This window comes from Streptomyces sp. NPDC037013, from assembly GCF_055607265.1.
Genome location: NZ_JBVJRV010000002.1, coordinates 809018 through 824723, shown reverse-complemented (window position 1 = coordinate 824723; position 15706 = coordinate 809018). Strand labels below are relative to the sequence as shown.

The 15706-nt window shown below is 71.0% G+C and carries 14 protein-coding genes and 2 tRNA genes; 7 read left to right on the top strand and 9 right to left on the bottom strand.

Annotation, left to right across the window (positions count from 1 at the left end; translation table 11 throughout):
- Positions 1–6 precede the first annotated feature (6 nt).
- Entirely contained in the window at positions 7–612 is a 606-nt protein-coding gene (locus ACZ7DY_RS08760; protein WP_471131814.1) for a TetR/AcrR family transcriptional regulator, read from the bottom strand.
- A gap of 141 nt (positions 613–753) precedes the next feature.
- Between ACZ7DY_RS08760 and hisN the strand changes: the two genes are divergently transcribed.
- Positions 754–1554, top strand: a complete 801-nt coding sequence (gene hisN, locus ACZ7DY_RS08755; RefSeq protein ID WP_471131811.1) for a histidinol-phosphatase — start codon at positions 754–756, stop codon at positions 1552–1554.
- Positions 1555–1802: 248 nt separating this feature from the next.
- Positions 1803–2204, top strand: coding sequence for a CBS domain-containing protein (locus tag ACZ7DY_RS08750; RefSeq protein ID WP_471131809.1), 402 nt, complete (start codon positions 1803–1805; stop codon positions 2202–2204).
- A gap of 65 nt (positions 2205–2269) precedes the next feature.
- On the opposite strand, the gene ACZ7DY_RS08745 is transcribed toward ACZ7DY_RS08750, so the two are convergent.
- Complete coding sequence (locus tag ACZ7DY_RS08745) at positions 2270–3739, bottom strand: catalase (RefSeq protein ID WP_471131808.1); 1470 nt, start codon at positions 3737–3739, stop codon at positions 2270–2272.
- A 126-nt stretch (positions 3740–3865) separates the two neighbouring features.
- On the opposite strand from ACZ7DY_RS08745, the gene ACZ7DY_RS08740 reads away from it, so the two are divergent.
- The 4 genes from ACZ7DY_RS08740 (at position 3866) to ACZ7DY_RS08725 (ending at position 7341) form a co-directional block, all read left to right on the top strand.
- Positions 3866–4282, top strand: coding sequence for a Fur family transcriptional regulator (locus ACZ7DY_RS08740; protein WP_471131805.1), 417 nt, complete (start codon positions 3866–3868; stop codon positions 4280–4282).
- A gap of 184 nt (positions 4283–4466) precedes the next feature.
- Positions 4467–5243, top strand: coding sequence for an ABC transporter ATP-binding protein (locus ACZ7DY_RS08735; RefSeq protein WP_471131802.1), 777 nt, complete (start codon positions 4467–4469; stop codon positions 5241–5243).
- Positions 5240–6136 carry an ABC transporter permease gene (locus ACZ7DY_RS08730; RefSeq protein WP_471131800.1) on the top strand — a complete coding sequence of 299 codons (897 nt, stop codon included), beginning with the start codon at positions 5240–5242 and terminating at the stop codon, positions 6134–6136. Before ACZ7DY_RS08735 ends, ACZ7DY_RS08730 begins: the two co-directional genes overlap by 4 nt.
- A 38-nt stretch (positions 6137–6174) precedes the next feature.
- Complete coding sequence (locus tag ACZ7DY_RS08725) at positions 6175–7341, top strand: ABC transporter substrate-binding protein (protein ID WP_471131797.1); 1167 nt, start codon at positions 6175–6177, stop codon at positions 7339–7341.
- A gap of 43 nt (positions 7342–7384) precedes the next feature.
- Here ACZ7DY_RS08725 and ACZ7DY_RS08720 read toward each other — a convergent pair.
- The 4 genes from ACZ7DY_RS08720 to ACZ7DY_RS08705 all read right to left on the bottom strand — a co-directional run bounded on the left by ACZ7DY_RS08720 (position 7385) and on the right by ACZ7DY_RS08705 (position 12707).
- Positions 7385–7458, bottom strand: a tRNA-Met gene (locus ACZ7DY_RS08720).
- Positions 7459–7557: 99 nt separating this feature from the next.
- Positions 7558–9378 carry a tetratricopeptide repeat protein gene (locus ACZ7DY_RS08715; RefSeq protein WP_471131794.1) on the bottom strand — a complete coding sequence of 607 codons (1821 nt, stop codon included), beginning with the start codon at positions 9376–9378 and terminating at the stop codon, positions 7558–7560.
- Between the two features lie 268 nt (positions 9379–9646).
- A tRNA-Met gene (locus ACZ7DY_RS08710) sits at positions 9647–9720 on the bottom strand.
- A gap of 50 nt (positions 9721–9770) precedes the next feature.
- Positions 9771–12707 (bottom strand): UPF0182 family membrane protein, encoded by a 2937-nt coding sequence (locus tag ACZ7DY_RS08705; RefSeq protein ID WP_471132424.1) that lies wholly within the window; start codon positions 12705–12707, stop codon positions 9771–9773.
- 148 nt (positions 12708–12855) lie between these two features.
- On the opposite strand from ACZ7DY_RS08705, the gene ACZ7DY_RS08700 reads away from it, so the two are divergent.
- The gene (locus tag ACZ7DY_RS08700; protein ID WP_471131791.1) at positions 12856–13395 is read left to right on the top strand and encodes a PPA1309 family protein; all 540 of its coding nucleotides are present in this window, start codon (positions 12856–12858) and stop codon (positions 13393–13395) included.
- Positions 13396–13494: 99 nt separating this feature from the next.
- Here ACZ7DY_RS08700 and ACZ7DY_RS08695 read toward each other — a convergent pair whose 3' ends face one another.
- The 3 genes from ACZ7DY_RS08695 to ACZ7DY_RS08685 form a co-directional block, all read right to left on the bottom strand.
- The gene (locus ACZ7DY_RS08695) at positions 13495–14586 is read right to left on the bottom strand and encodes a YlbL family protein (protein ID WP_471131788.1); all 1092 of its coding nucleotides are present in this window, start codon (positions 14584–14586) and stop codon (positions 13495–13497) included.
- A 136-nt stretch (positions 14587–14722) separates the two neighbouring features.
- Entirely contained in the window at positions 14723–15061 is a 339-nt protein-coding gene (locus tag ACZ7DY_RS08690; protein WP_471131785.1) for a hypothetical protein, read from the bottom strand.
- A gap of 143 nt (positions 15062–15204) precedes the next feature.
- The gene (locus ACZ7DY_RS08685) at positions 15205–15669 is read right to left on the bottom strand and encodes a molybdenum cofactor biosynthesis protein MoaE (protein WP_471131783.1); all 465 of its coding nucleotides are present in this window, start codon (positions 15667–15669) and stop codon (positions 15205–15207) included.
- Between the last annotated feature and the right edge of the window lie 37 nt (positions 15670–15706).

The window sequence follows — 15706 nt, the reverse complement described above, 5'->3', positions numbered from 1 at the left end:
CGCCGGTCACCGCACGCCCACCCAGCGCCCGATGGCCCCGCGGACCAGTTCCGCGGGGTCGTCGTCGTTTCCGGCGGGCGCGACGACGTACGACAGGGCGAGGCGGACGGCGCTCTCGCAGGCGAGGGCGAGTTCGGGGTCCCTGGTCCTGGCCCGGCCGCCGAGCGCGAGCACCGCCCGGTCCCGTACGAGCGCGAGGAGCTCCGCGGCCGAGGGCACCCCCGCGTCGGCGCGGCGCTGGGCCGGCACCGGCGAGGTGGAGCCGGTGAGCCGGCTCGGCGCGGGCAGCCGCTCCCCCCAGCAGTCGGTGAGCGCGGCCCGCACGAGCGTGTTGGAGCGGGCGGCGCCGACGGTCCAGGCGGCCACAGCGGCGAGCCGGTCGGCGGGCTCGCGCTCCTCGGCGAGGGCCCGCTCGACGCCGTGCAGATAGCCGTCGGTCTCGCGGCGCAGCAGGGCGCGGGCCAGACCGTCCTTGCTGCCGAACTCGTTGTAGAGGGTCTGCCGGGAGACCCCGGCGGCGGCCGCGACATCGACCATGCGGACGCCGGGCCACGGCCGGCGCGCGAGCGCCGTGCAGGCCGCGTCCAGTAAGGATTCCCGTGCTGCAGGCATCGTCGCCTCCCCGGGCCGTGCGGCTCCTGTGCCAGCGTTGACGCGCCGCGCGGCACTGTCAATAGCTCCGGCGCGAGGACGGCCGGGCGCCCGCGACCCGGCGCTGTGGATCGCGCCGAACGGGATCGATACTGTTCACCCATGCCCGACTACCACGATGATCTGCGTCTCGCCCACGTCCTCGCGGACACCGCCGACGCCGCGACCATGGCCCGGTTCAAGGCCCTCGACCTGAAGGTCGAGACCAAGCCGGACATGACGCCGGTGAGCGAGGCCGACAAGGCCGCCGAGGAGCTGATCCGTGGCAACCTCCAGCGGGCCAGGCCGCGCGACGCGATCCTCGGTGAGGAGTACGGCGTGGAGGGCACGGGACCGCGCCGCTGGGTGATCGACCCGATCGACGGCACGAAGAACTATGTGCGCGGCGTGCCGGTGTGGGCGACGCTGATCTCGCTGATGGAGGCGGGCGAGGGCGGCTACCAGCCGGTGGTCGGTGTCGTCTCGGCGCCCGCGCTGGGCCGCCGCTGGTGGGCGGCGAAGGGCGGCGGCGCCTACACGGGGCGTTCGCTCAGCTCGGCGACGCGGCTGGAGGTCTCCAAGGTCTCGCGGCTCTCGGACGCCTCGCTCGCGTACTCCTCGCTCTCCGGGTGGGAGGAGCAGGGGCGCCTCGACGGGTTCCTCGACCTGACGCGTGCGGTCTGGCGCACCCGCGGCTACGGCGACTTCTGGCCGTACATGATGGTCGCCGAGGGGTCGGTCGACATCTGCGCGGAGCCGGAGCTCTCGCTCTGGGACATGGCGGCGACCGCGATCGTGGTGACGGAGGCGGGCGGCACCTTCACCGGCCTCGACGGCAGGCCCGGCCCGCACAGCGGCAACGCGGCGGCGTCGAACGGCCTCCTCCACGACGAGCTGCTCGGCTATCTCAACCAGCGCTACTGACGCCTCGGCCGGCGCGGCCACCGACGTGCGGCGGGTCCTGACGGTCCGTCCGGCGCCGGGCGACGGCGCGTCGTATGGCGCACGCGCCCTGAACTGACCGCACGCGCCCCCTTGCTGGCCTCCGGCGGGGCTGCGACTCTGGGACTCCCCCGCTTGTGAACTTGTGAAGCCGTTCTCCGAGCCGGTAGCGGAGGCAATCCTTCGCCCTCCGGGAGACCGCGCTTTCACCAAGGAGGTGGCTCACGCCCATGCTCGTCCGCGACGCCATGAGCTCGATGGTCCTCACCATCGGTCCCGCCCACACCCTGCGCCAGGCAGCCCGGCTGATGTCGGCGCGCCGCGTCGGCGCCGCCGTCGTCCTGGACCCCGATACCTGCGGAATCGGCATCCTGACCGAGCGCGACATCCTCATCTCCCTGGGCCTCGGGCAGGACCCGGACCAGGAGACCGCGAGTACGCACACGACGACGGACATCGTCTTCGCCTGCCCCTCGTGGACGTTGGAGGACGCCGCGGACGCCATGTCGCACGGCGGTTTCCGGCACCTGATCGTCATGGACGGCAACGAACCGACCGGGATCGTCTCGGTCCGCGACATCATCCGCTGCTGGGCGCCGTCCCGGCGCGCGGCGGCCGGCGTGGCGGGCTGAACACGGCGACGGGCCGGCCCCCCGAAGGGAGCCGGCCCGTCGCTCATCCACGACAAGTGGCCGGGTCAGCCGCGCAGGGCCTGGACCGCGGCGTCCAGCCGCTTGCCGAAGTCGCCGTCCGCCTGACGGAAGTTGTCGATCGCGCGCTCGACGATGTCCTCGCGCGAGACCTTGGCGATGAAGCCCGACAGGTTCTCGATCAGGCGGCTCTTCTCGTCCTCGGACATCAGGCGGTAGAGGTTGCCCGCCTGCACGAAGTCGTTGTCCTCGGCGTGGGTGGCCGCCGCGTGGTTGCCGGTGCCGCCGGTGACCGGGAGGGGCTGCCACAGCGGCCGGTCCGTCTGGTGCGGGCCGCCGAAGCTGTTCGGCTCGTAGTTCTTCGCGCCCTTGTGGCGGCCGTCGTACAGGAAGCCGTCACGGGAGTTGGTGCGCGCCTCGGTGGCGTGCGGGCGGTTCACCGGCAGGTGGTCGGCGTTGATGCCGACGCGGTAGCGGTGGGCGTCGCCGTACGCGAAGAGACGGCCCTGGAGCATCTTGTCCGGCGAGGGGCCGATGCCCGGCACGAAGTGCGCGGGGCTGAAGATGGCCTGCTCGACCTCGGCGAAGATGTTCTCCGGGTTGCGGTTGAGCTCCAGCTTGCCGATCTCGATCGGCGGGTAGTCCGCGTGCGGCCACACCTTGGTGAGGTCGAACGGGTTGAAGCGGTAGGTGGCCGCCTCCGCCGCCGGCATGATCTGCACCTGCACGGTCCAGGAGGGGAAGTCACCGCGCTCGATGGCCTCGCGCAGGTCGCGCTGGTGGGAGTCGGGGTCCTCACCGGCGAGCTTGTTGGCCTCCGCCTGGGTGAGGTTCTTGATCCCCTGGTCGGTCTTGAAGTGGTACTTGACCCAGAAGACCTCGCCGGCCTCGTTGTTCCACTGGAAGGTGTGCGAGCCGAAGCCGTCCATGTGGCGGTACGAGGCGGGGATGCCGCGGTCACCGAAGAGCCAGGTCACCTGGTGGGTGCTCTCGGGGCTGAGGCTCCAGAAGTCCCAGACGTTGTCCGCCTCGGTCGAGCCCGTGTAGGGGTCCCGCTTCTGGGTGTGGATGAAGTCGGGGAACTTGATGGCGTCCTTGATGAAGAAGACCGGGGTGTTGTTCCCGACGAGGTCGTAGTTGCCCTCTTCGGTGTAGAACTTCAGCGCCCAGCCGCGGGGGTCGCGCACCGCGTCCGCCGCGCCGAGGTTGCCCGCCACGGTGGAGAAGCGCAGGAAGGTCTCGGTCTCCTTGCCGACCTCGGAGAGGAACTTCGCACGCGTCCACTGCGAGACGTCCCGGGTCAGCGTGAAGGTGCCGTACGCACCCGCGCCGCGGGCGTGCACGATCCGCTCCGGGATCCGCTCGCGGTTGAAGTGGGCGAGCTTCTCCAGCAGCAGCTGGTCCTGGACGAGGACCGGTCCGCCGAGGCCCGCCGTCTCGCTGTTCTGGTTGTCGGCGACCGGCGCTCCGGCCTCCGTGGTGAGCGGTCCCTGCGTCACGTGCGCCTCCTGCGTCATTCCTGCAAGTCCTGTCCCTTGGCGTTTGCCGTACTTGATCCTACGATGGACTTTGTCTAAGTCAAGCGCCAATCCAAAGTCACACCCGTTCGGGACTTGGGTCCCCCGCCTGTTAGGCTGGTTTTCATGAGTGACCTGTTGGAACGACTGCGCACACGCGGCTGGCGCATGACAGCGCAGCGGCGCGTCGTGGCAGAGGTCCTCGACGGGGACCACGTCCACCTCACCGCGGACGAGGTGCACGCCCGCGCCGCGGACAAACTGCCCGAGATCTCCCGGGCGACCGTCTACAACACCCTGGGCGAGCTGGTGAGCCTCGGCGAGATCCTCGAGGTCTCCACCGACCGCCGCGCCAAGCGGTACGACCCGAACGCGCACCGCCCCCACCAGCACCTGGTCTGCGCCCGCTGCGGCGCGATCCGTGACGTCCACCCCACGGGCAACCCCCTGGCCAGCCTCCCCGACTCGGAACGCTTCGGCTTCACGGTCGAGGACGTCGAGGTCACCTACCGGGGCGTCTGCCCGAACTGCGCGTCGGCGTAAGCACTCCGTACGCCCACGAGGCCCCCGGCACCGCGAGGTGCCGGGGGCCTCGTCGTTCCGTACCCGGGTAGCGGATCCCGGCCACAACACACCCCTTCCAAGATCTGACGGGCCGTCATATTCTCTGCGGCGCCCGCCGACCGCCCGCCCTCCGCGAGGAGGGAACCCTCCGCAAGGAGACCCCGTGGCAGATCCGCACCCCAAACTCCAGGCCCGCGCAGTGACCAGAACCTTCGGCCGGCCCCCCAGGGCAGTACACGCCCTGGGCCCGGTGGACCTGACCGTCGCCAGAGGCGAGTTCACCTGCGTCGTCGGCCCCTCGGGGTGCGGAAAGTCGACGCTCCTGCGCATCGCCGCCGGCCTGCTGCGCCCCAGCACCGGCGAGCTGAGCATCCGCACGGCCGCCCGGCGGCCCGTGGCGATGATCTTCCAGGAGTACGGGATCCACGACTGGAAGACGGTCCGGGCCAACATCAGGTTCGGCCTGGACATCCAGCGCGTCCCCCGCAAGGAGGCGAACGCGCGGGCCACCCGCTGGCTGGACCGCACGGGTCTCACCGACTTCGCCGACGCCTATCCCGCCGCCCTCTCCGGGGGCATGCGCCAGCGCGTCGCGATCGCCCGCGCCCTGGCCGTGGAACCCGAGATCCTCCTCATGGACGAGCCGTTCGCCGCGCTCGACGCCCAGCTCCGCACGATCCTCCAGGACGAGCTGCTCGCCCTCACCCAGACCACCCGCACCACGACCCTGTTCATCACCCACAGCCTCGAAGAGGCGATCGTCCTGGGCGACCGCGTCCTGGTGATGTCGGCCAGGCCCGGCCGCGTCATCGCCGAGCGCCGCCCGCCGTTCCCGCGCCCCCGCAGCGCGGACGTGCGCGCCGCGCCCGAATTCGCAGCGCTCAAGAGCGAGTTGTGGGAACTCCTCCGCGACGAGGTCGGCACGGGGGCCACCGCATGACCACCACCACCGGCAAGAGCCCGGCGCCGCGCCCCGGCGAAAGCCCCGCCCCGCCCGAGGAGCTCCTGATCAGACGGCCCGGACCGCAGGAGCTGCACCCCGCCCGCACCCATCGCCGCCGTCGCGCCCTCGAACTGTCGCTCGCCGCGGGCGTGCCCCTCGCCCTGATCCTGCTGTGGCAGCTCGCCGCCGTGAGCGGCTGGATCGACGACCGCGTCTATCCGGCGCCGCAGACCATCCTGGAGGACGGCTGGCACCACGCCGCGGACGGCGACCTCTGGCCCGACGTGTGGGCCACGCTGAAGCGCGTGCTCGCCGGGTACGCGATCGGCACGGCCGCCGGATACGCGCTCGGCCTCCTGATGGGCTCGCTCTCCGTCGTGCGCGCCGCCCTCGAACCGACCCTCGACGCGCTGTACGTGGTCCCCAAACTGGCGCTCCTGCCCGTCTTTCTGAACATGTTCGGGCTCGGCGAGGGCCCGCAGATCGCGCTGGTCGCCGCCACGGTCTTCTTCTTCGTCTGGATCTCGACGATGGCGGCGGTCCTCGCGGTACCCTCCGGGCACCGCGACGCGGGCCAGGTCTTCGGCGCCTCGCCCTGGCAGATGTTCCGCCACGTACTGCTCCCCGCGTCCCTGCCCGCCGTCCTGGTCGGGGCGCGCATCGCCGCGGGGGTCGCGGTCCTGGTCATCGTCGCCTCGGAGCAGATCGCGGCGGCGGACGGCCTCGGCCACCTCATCTTCGACTCGCGTGCCCTCTTCCAGAACGACGTGATGTTCGTCGGCATCGTCTGCGTCGCGGTGCTCGGCGTCGTCTTCTCCGAAGTGGTGCGGATCGCGGGCCGGTTGCTCACCCCGTGGGCCCCGCGCGACCGCGGCCGGAGCCAGTCATGACCCGGACGGATCTCCGTACCCGAGCGCTCGGAGGCACCATGCGCACCCGCACCACCGCACGGCGCACCACCGCACTCGCCCTGCTCGTCGCGGGCTCGCTGCTCGCCGCCGCGGGGTGCGCGAAGAACGACGACGGTGACGCGGAGGCCCCCGCGAAGCCCCGGACCGTCACCCCCGTCTCCGGCTGCGGCAAGAACAGCTGGACCGACCCCGCCGGCCTGGCCCCCGACCGCGCCCCGGCCCGCTGCGCCCCGCACACCCCCGCCCCCGATCCCCTGCCCGGGCGGCGCAGGCTGACCATCGCGACCGGCACGCTCAGCGCCGAGTACGTCGCTCCCCTCCAGCTGGCGGTGGAGAAGGGCGAGTTCAAAAAGGAGGGGCTCGACGTTGAGCTGAAGGTGCTGCCGACCCCGGACGCCCTGCCCCTGCTCGCCAAGGGCGACATCGACGCCCAGTGGGCCGCGCCGGAGGCCGCCGTGCTGAACGGCATCAACGGCGGCTTCGACATCAAGTGGACGGCCGGGAACTTCTCCCCCGACCCGCGGTCGAAGAGCGGCCTGTGGGTGCGGCTCAAGAAGGGCGAGAGCGCCGCCCGCGTCCCCCTGGCCGGCCGCACGCTCGGCACCATGATCGGCAAGGGGTCCGTCATCGCGTACCCCATGAACAAGGTCCTGAAGAAGCACGGCGGAGGCCTTGACGAAATCCGGTTCCAGCAGCTGGGCTCCGCGGACGTCCTCACCGCGCTCCAGAACGGCGGCACCGACGCGGCCTGGCTGCTCGACCCGGTCTGGCGCAAGGTCGACGGCGACAAGAGGTACGCCTTCCTCGGCGGCCAGCCGCGGGGCGAGCCCCTGGGCGGCCTCCTCTTCGGCCCGAACCTCCTCACAAAGGACCCCGACGCGGGCGTCGCGCTGCTGCGCGCGTACATCCGGACGGTGAACACGTACTTCGCGGGTGATTACAAGGCCGACGAGGAGTTCACGAAGAAGCTCGCCGGGCTGCTCAACACGGACGAGCGGATCCTGCGCTCCACCCCGTCCCTCCGCATGGACTGGGAGATCCGGGCCGGCACGACGGACCGCCTCCAGGACGCCTACCGCGCGGCGGGGGTGCTCGACGGCGACGAGGTGCCGGAGAAGAAGGCGGTGGACCGCACGCTGTACGAGGAAGCCGTGGGGCATGCGCGGAACGCGGACCACACATGAATCGAGGGCCGGAAGCACATGGCTTCCGGCCCTCGATCGTCAGTAGCGGGGACAGGATTTGAACCTGCGACCTCTGGGTTATGAGCCCAGCGAGCTACCGAGCTGCTCCACCCCGCGTCGGTGAACACAACTCTACGTCACGGCTACGACCAGCGCAAATCTGTTCCCAGGGCCGCCCGGGGGCACGGGCGCCGAGGGCCCACACCCGCCCCGCTCCTACGCGGTGAGCTCCTGGCGCAGCGCCTCCCGCAGCCGCCCGGCACGCTCGGAGACCTCCGCGGGACCGAGATCGACGGCCCGCGAGGCCCACCGCTGCCCCTGCGCCAGCTGACCGCGGCGCGCGTAGAGCAGGGCGAGACGGAGCGCCGCCCGCCCGTGCCCCGCGTCGGCGGCCCGCGTCCACCAGAGCGCGGCCTCCGGCTCGCTGCCCTCGCGGGCGAGGAGCAGGCCGAGGTTGAACGCGCCGTTCCGGCTGCCCGCCTCCGCGGCCTTGCGGTACCACCGCGCGGCCTCGACGACGTCGCCCCGGCCCGAGGCCAGCATGCCGACCCGGACCTGGGCGCGCCGGTGCCCCTGCTCGGCCGCCCTCTCGTACCACTCCTCGCACTCGCTCTTCTCCGCCGCGGGCTCGCCGAGCGCGGGCGGCGCGGCCGCGGGTCGACGCGCGTCGAGCACCGTGCCGAGCCGGTAGGCCGCCTCGGCGCTGCCGCCGCCGGCCGCGCACCGCAGATACCGCTCGGCCTCCTGGTCGTCGCCCGCGCGCAGCCGCGCCGTGCCGACCTGGAGCGCCGCGTCGGTGTGTCCCGCCGCGGCCGCCCGCTCGTACCAGCGCAGGGCGGTGGCCTCGTCGCCCCGGCCCGCGTACAGGATCCCGAGGTTGAACGCGGCGTCGACGCTGCCCGCCTCCGCCGCCTTGGAGAACCACGGCTCGGCGCCCGCCGCGTCGCCGCCCTGGAGCAGCAGCACGGCGAGGGCGTTGGCCGCCTCGCGGTGGCCGGCGTAGGCGGCGCGGCGGTACCACTGGTCGGCCTGCGCGGTGCGGCCCTGCTCGGCGCAGAGCAGCCCGAGGTTGTACGCGCCGTTCACGTCGCCCGCGTCCATGGCGGCGCGGTACCAGCGCTCGGCGGTCTGGGTCTCGCCCCGCTCGGCGTGCAGGGCGCCCAGCGCGTTCGCGGCGTTCCCGTCGCCGTCCTGGGCGGCCTTGAGCCACCAGACGGCGGCGCTCTCCTCGTCGCCCGCGTCCCGCAGCAGGAACCCGAGCGCGCAGGCGGCCCTGGGCTCGCCGTCCTTGGCGGAGTTCAGGTACCAGCGGCCGGCCTCCTTCAGCTCGCCGCGCCGCTCCAGGATCGCGCCGAGGTGCAGCGCGGCTCTGCGGTGGCCGCGGGCGGCCGCCTGGCGGTACCACTGCTCGGCCTCGGCGGCGGCCGGGCGGGTGCCGTCGTCGGCGGCCTCGGCGCAGGCGGGGTGCTCGCCGCGCTCCGCGGCGGCCCGCCGGTCGAGGGCGCGGGCCAGGCGGTACGCGGCCTCGCGGTGGCCGCGCTCGGCGGCGACCCGCATCCAGCGCTCGGCGCCGACGTCGCCGCGGTGCTCCAGGAGGTCGGCGAGCGCGTACGCCCCGAGGGTGTGGCCGTCCTCTGCGGACTGGCGCAGCCAGTACTCGGCGGCGGGCTCGTCGCCGCGCTCGCGGTGGTGCCGGCCGAGCGCGTGCGCGGCCGCGGCGGAACCGGCGACGGCGGCCACCCGCCACCAGCCGGCCGCCTCGTCGGCGTAGCCGCGCTGGTGGAGCAGGACGCCCAGGTTGTTGGCCGCGGCGCGGTCGCCCTCGGCGGTCGCGGCGCGCAGCAGGGATTCGGCTCCGTCGAGATCACCGCGGCGCAGCAGAAGGCTTCCGAGAACGCTCATGGCGTCCACATCTCCGGCCTCGGCGGCCAGCCGATGGCGCATCTCCTCGGCGGCCGCCCCGGGATCCTCCCGGTCGGCCGGCTGCACAAACCGCCCTGTCTCCAACAGAGTTGCCTTGTCCCCCATAACGTCCATCGTCGCACCACCTGCAACCTGGGTACACCTGGTATACCGCAGCCAGTGAGGTCACTTCAGCGTTTTGTCGACATGCCCACAGAGAGATAAGTCAAACACAGATCTCCCAACTCTCCCCCGACCTCGCACCGTTCGCATGTCTTGGCATAGGACACCCGCACACGACGGTCACCGGTCACCGCACCGGCCCCGGAACCGCTCGCGACACCGGGGCCGGCACACACGACGAAGGCCCGGATCCGTAAGGATCCGGGCCTTCACCTTGCAGTAGCGGGGACAGGATTTGAACCTGCGACCTCTGGGTTATGAGCCCAGCGAGCTACCGAGCTGCTCCACCCCGCGCCGTTGTGTTCAAACCGTACCACGGCGCGGGGTGGCTCCTTGACCGCCCGCTAGTCGGCCTTGTCCCCGCTCTTGTCCCCCGCCTTGTCGGCGCCCTTGTCAGCGCCCTCGTCGGGGTTCTTGTCGCTCTTACCGGCCGCCTTCGACGAGGCCTTCTCGGCCCGCTCCAGCGCCTCCTGGAGCCGGTCCTGCGCCTCGCCGTACGCCTTCCAGTCGCCCTTCTTCATGGCCGTCTCGCCGTCGTCGAACGCCTGCTGGGCGTCGTCGAGCGCGGCCTGGACCGTCGGGTCGTTGGACTTCGGGGGCTTGGTCGGCTCGTCCTGGTCCTGGCCCGGTGGCTTGGTGGCGCCCTCGACGCTGAAGACCTGGTTGAGCCCCTCGCTGAGCGAGTCCGCGAAGAACGTCTCCGTGCCGTACGAGACGGCGACCTTCTTCAGGAGGGGATACGCCGACTTGCGCCCCTGCACGTAGACGGGCTCGACGTAGAGGAAGCCGTCGTCCAGTGGCACGGTCAGCAGATTGCCGTAGAGGACATCGGAGTCGGCGCCCTTCATGTCACGGACGAACGTACCGACCTCCTTCATGGAGTTCAGTTTGTTCTGGACCTGTTCGGGTCCGTCGACGTCGCCCTGGACTCTGAGCAGCTGCATCTGGCCGTAGTTCTTGCTTCTGGCGTCGGCGTCGACCGTCATGAACGCCCGCAGGTTGGGCCGCTCGCTCGGGGTGAACGTCGTCGTCAGGGAGAACTGCCGCTGTGTCTGGCCCGGCGACTTCAGGGACAGGTAGTACGGCGGGACCGCACTGTCGTCCTTCTTCGTCGGGTCGTTCGGCACCTGCCAGGCGTCACTCGCGTTGTAGAACTGGCCGGGGTCCGTGACGTGGTACTTCGTCAGGAGCTCGCGCTGGACCTTGAACATGTCCTGCGGGTAGCGCAGATGGTCCATCAGCTTGGGCGGGATCTCGCTCTTGTCCTTGACGGTGCCCGGGAACGCCTTCTTCCAGGTCTTCAGGACCGGGTCCTTCTCGTCCCAGGTGTAGAGCTTGACGTCGCCGGTGTACGCGTCGACGGTCGCCTTCACCGAGTTCCGGATGTAGTTGACCTGGTTCTGCTGGGCGATCACCGTGCGCTGGCTGTCGGCCTGCGACAGGGAGTCGGCCGTGGTGTCGCCGAGCGTGGTCCGCGAGGCGTACGGATAGCCGTTGCTCGTCGTGTAGGCGTCGACGACCCACTGGATGCGCCCGTCGACGACCGTCGGATAGACGTCGCCGTCGATGGTCAGCCAGGGGGCCACCGCCTCCACGCGCTCCTTGGGGGTGCGGTTGTAGAGGATCCGCGAGCCGTCGCCGATGGCTCCGGAGTAAAGGATCTGCGGCTCCCCGAACGAGACCGCGTACGCGGCGCGGTTGATCGGGTTGGAGAGGTTGACGCCGCTGTCGCCCTTGTAGCTGTACGTCTTCTGACCGCCGCCGTTCTCCTCGTAGTCGAGCTCCTTCTGGGGCCCGCCCACGATCGAGTACTGGGTGGTCTTCTCGCCGTAGTAGACCCGCTGCTCGTACTCACCCAGGTCGCCATTGGTGGGCAGACCGGACTCGGTGAACGCCGGGGCGCCCTTGGAGCCCTTCTTGGTCTCCGTGCCCTTGGCGGCGACCATGCCGTAGCCGTGGGTGTAGGCGAAGTGGTCGTTGATCCAGTTCCGCTTGTCGAGCTTGTTCACGTCGATCTCGCGCAGGCCGACGATGGTGTCCTGGCCGTTGTAGCGGTCGACGTCCAGCGTCTTCGGGAACTGGTAGTAGCTGCGCTCCTGCTCCAGCTGCTGGAAGGTCGGCGAGACGATGTTCGGGTCGTTCAGGCGGTAGTTGGCCGCCGTGTCCGCGTTCTCGCGCTTCTTCTTGGAGTCCTCGTCGACCCGGCCCGCGCCCTTGTACTCCTCGGGCTTCACGCCGTTGATCCCGTAGGCGTTGCGGGTCGCCTCGATGTTCTTCTCGATGTACGGGGCTTCCTTGGCCTGCTCGTTCGGCTGGACCTGGAACTTCTGGACGATCGCGGGGTAGAGCCCGCCGATGAGGATCGCCGAGAGCACCATCAGACCGAAGCCGATGACGGGCAGCTGCCAGGTGCGCCGCCAGAGCGTCGCGAAGAAGAGGATGGCGCAGATGACGGCGATGCAGAACAGGATCGTCTTGGCCGGCAGGTACGCGTTCGCGTCGACATACCTCAGGCCCGTCCAGTTGCCCGTCGCCTTGAAGTCACTGGACTTCACCGCGAGGCCGTACCGGTCGAGCCAGTACGCGACGGCCTTCAGTGACACGAAGACGCCGAGCAGCACCGAGAGGTGCCCGGTGGCCGCGGCGGTCGCGCGCGCGCCGGGGCTGGTGATCCGCAGCCCGCCGTACAGGTAGTGCGTCAGGGCGGCGGCGACCAGGGAGAGCACCGTGGCCGCGAAGCCGAAGCCGAGCAGGAAGCGGTACCAGGGCAGGTCGAACGCGAAGAACGACACGTCCATGTGGAACTGGGGGTCCTTCTGGCCGAAGGACACGCCGTTGACCCACAGGAGCCAGGTGCGCCACTGGCCGGCCGCGGACGCGCCCGCGATCAGCCCGACCAGGGCGGTGACCCCGATGAGGAGCCACTTCTTGTACGGGGCGATGCCCATGCGGTACCGGTCGAGGCTCTGCTGCTCCATCGACATGGCGCTCAGCGGCGGGCGCAGCCGGTGCGCCAGCCAGATGTTCACGCCGACGGCGGCCGCCATGAGCAGGCCGAAGACGAAGAACAGGCCGATCTTGGTCCACAGGGTCGTCGTGAAGACCGATGAGTAGTTGACCGATCGGTACCAGAGCCAGTCCGTCCAGAACCCCGCGAACATGACGAAGGCCATGGCCAGGACGGCCAGGACCCCCAAGGTCATGAGCAGGGTGCGGACACGCCGGGAGGGTCGGCCCACTCTGATCCGTGGCCCCGTCGGGCCTCCGCCGCGGTCCGGCATCTGGAAAGCCAAGGTGCGCACCTCGAAGTTCGCTGTTGATTCGCTGTTGGTCCGTCAGGCCCCCGAGATCGCGGACCCACACCTATGCAACTTACTCACGCTTTACTCGGTTCCCGTTTCCCGGGACTAACGAGGCAGGATTGTGACCATGTCCAACACTCCCATGGCAGCGAGCCCCCTCACTCGGGCGGTACTCGAGATCGACGAGTACGTATCCGGCCTCGGCTGGGACCGGCCCGCCCGCCTCTTCGCGCTGGTCGACACCGCGCGACTGCGCACCCAAGAACCCGGCCTCGCCTCACAGCTCGGCCTCGACGACGGCGTGGAACACGCCGGTTTCACCCCCATCGAGCAGGAGGAGATCCCCGCCGACAAGCCGCTGGACGAGTTCCTCGGCACCATCGCCTGGCCCGACGCCGTGGCGGGCTGCGCCCTCACGGTGGAGCGCCTGATGCTGCCGCCGTCCGCCGAGACGTCCGTCCCGGAGGGCCTCGGCGAGGCTCAGCTCGCGAAGTGGGTGGCCGAGCACCCGGACCGCCAGGAGGTCCGCATGACCGTGGCGGTGCTCCGTGACGGCGCGCGCGAGTCCGCGCTGCGGCTGCGCGAGAAGGACTCCCCCACCGAGGTCCTCACCGGCTCGGACCTGGTACCGGGGCTTGCGGAGGCGCTGGCGGCGACGTTCGCCTAAAGGCAGACGGCCGCGCGCGGGTGGGGGGCTTCCCCGCCCGCGTACGGCCCTCTATGGGCCCCGGCGCCGGCCTCAGCCGAAGGGGCGGGCGGGCGCTTCTCAGCCCGCGGTGCACTTCGGCAGGCCGGCGGTGTCACCCTTGCGGATCTTCTTAAGGGACTTCACCGCGTCGTGGATGGTGTCCACCTTGACGAGCTTAAGTCCGTCGGGGACGTCCTTCGCGGCGGCCGCGCAGTTGGCCTTCGGCGTGAGGAAGTACTCGGCGCCCTTGTCGCGGGCGCCGACGGTCTTCATCTCGATGCCGCCGATGGGGCCGACCTTGCCGTTGTCCTCGATGGTCCCGGTGCCGGCCACGAACGCGCCGCCGGTGAGGTCGTCCGGGGTGAGCTTGTCGACGATGCCGAGGGCGAACATGAGTCCGGCGCTGGGGCCGCCCACGTCGGCCAGCTTGATGTCGATCGTGAACGGGAACGTGTGGTCGGTGCCGGCCTTGATGCCGACGACCGCGCGGTCGTCGTCGCCCTCGGCGGCCTTCGTCGTGATCTTGACGTCGTCGGTCGCGGACGTCTCCTTGCCCGCCTTCTCGGCCGCGGCGGCCTCCTTGACCGGGACGACGGAGAACGTGACGGGCTCGCCGGGCTTGTGCTTGGTGACCAGCTTGGCGACGTCCTCCATCTGCTCCACGGGCTTGCCGTCGACCTTCTTGATGACGTCTCCGGCGTGCAGCTTGCCCTCGGCCGGGTCGCCCTTGAAGACGGTGGCGACGATGACCTGGGACTTCACCGGGATGTGCAGTTCCCTCAGCGCCGCCACCTTGGCGCTCTCCTGGGACTGGCTGAACTCCTCGGCGTTCTCCTGGGAGGACTGCTGCTCGGTCTTGCCGTTCGGGTAGAGCGTGTCGTGCGGCACCACGATGTTGTCGTGTGCCAGCCAGCCGTAGACGGCCTCCGCCAGGTTCATGTTGTAGTCGGCGCTGGTGACCCTGACCGTCGTCATGTTGAGGTTGCCGGTCGTGGGGTACGTCTTGCGCCCGGAGATCTGCAGAACCGGTTCGCCGTCGTGGTCGCCGAGGGTGTTCACCGTGGGGCCGGGAGACATCTCCGAGTACGGCACCTTGATGAGCACTCCGGCGCAGAGGAGCGCGATCAACATCAGGGTGGAGGCGAGCATCGTCGCGGTGCGGCGTGGCATGGAACGACAGTACGGGACCTGCCTGTGGGAGCACCCCCGGGGCCGGTCCGTACGGGGAATCGCGGAGGAGAGCGGTGCGAAGGCGGCTCACAGGCGGTAAAGGGCACCGGCGCGAGGGGGCCTGGCGCGGCCGGCGTCACCTCGCCGAGGGGGACTTCTCCATGGCCTCGTGCGTCTGCGCGGTCTCGTACGGCTGTTCGGTCTCGGGGGCCTGCGCCACCTCGGGGAGCCGCTCCGCCGCGGGGGCCCGCTCGGCCTCGTGGGGCGGTCCGGTCCGGGGGTCCTCGCCGGGCTCGTGCGGCTTCTGCGTGACCCCGCGGGACTTCTCCATGGCCTCGCGGAAGGCGGCGTAGCCATTGAGCTCGGAGGTGTCGCCCGTCCGTCCGGACCTGCGGTTACGGGCGGCCCAGCTGCCCCACAGACCCGCACCGACGGCTGCCAGGAGCGGAATCAGCAACCAGGCAAGTGATGCCATCTCGACCTCCCGAGCCCGTGATCCACCGCAACTGACTGATCAGCAGATTAACCATCCGCATGGTCAACGCTCACGGCAGGGGTCGGGTTACGCAACCGGAGCCACCCGGGGCAACCGGACCCACCGGGTGCGCGGCCCGGGGGTCAACAGGCGCCGACCCACTCTTCCTTGCCGTCCGAGAAGCGCTGGTGCTTCCAGATCGGCACCTCGTGCTTGAGGTCGTCGATCAGTTTGCGGCAGGCGTCGAAGGCCTCCGCGCGGTGCGGGCAGGAGACGGCCACGACCACCGCCAGGTCGCCGACGGCGAGGTCGCCGACGCGGTGCACGGCGGCCAGGGCGCGCACGGGGTACGCGGCGACGACCCGCTCGGCCACCCGGCGCATCTCGGCCTCGGCGGTGGGGTGGGTCGAGTACCCGAGCTCGTCGACGTCCGCGCCGCCGTCGTGGTTGCGCACGGTCCCCACGAAGAGCGCCGTGCCGCCCGCCGCGTCGTCGCCGACGGCCCGGAAGACCTCGTCCAGGGAGAGCGGCGTGTCACGGATCGCGAGGAGGCGGATCGGGTCCTGCGCGGCCTGCTCGCCGGGGTGGTCCATCGTGGTGCGTGCCATGCCGCCATGGTGCCGCACGGCGGGGCCGGCACGGAAT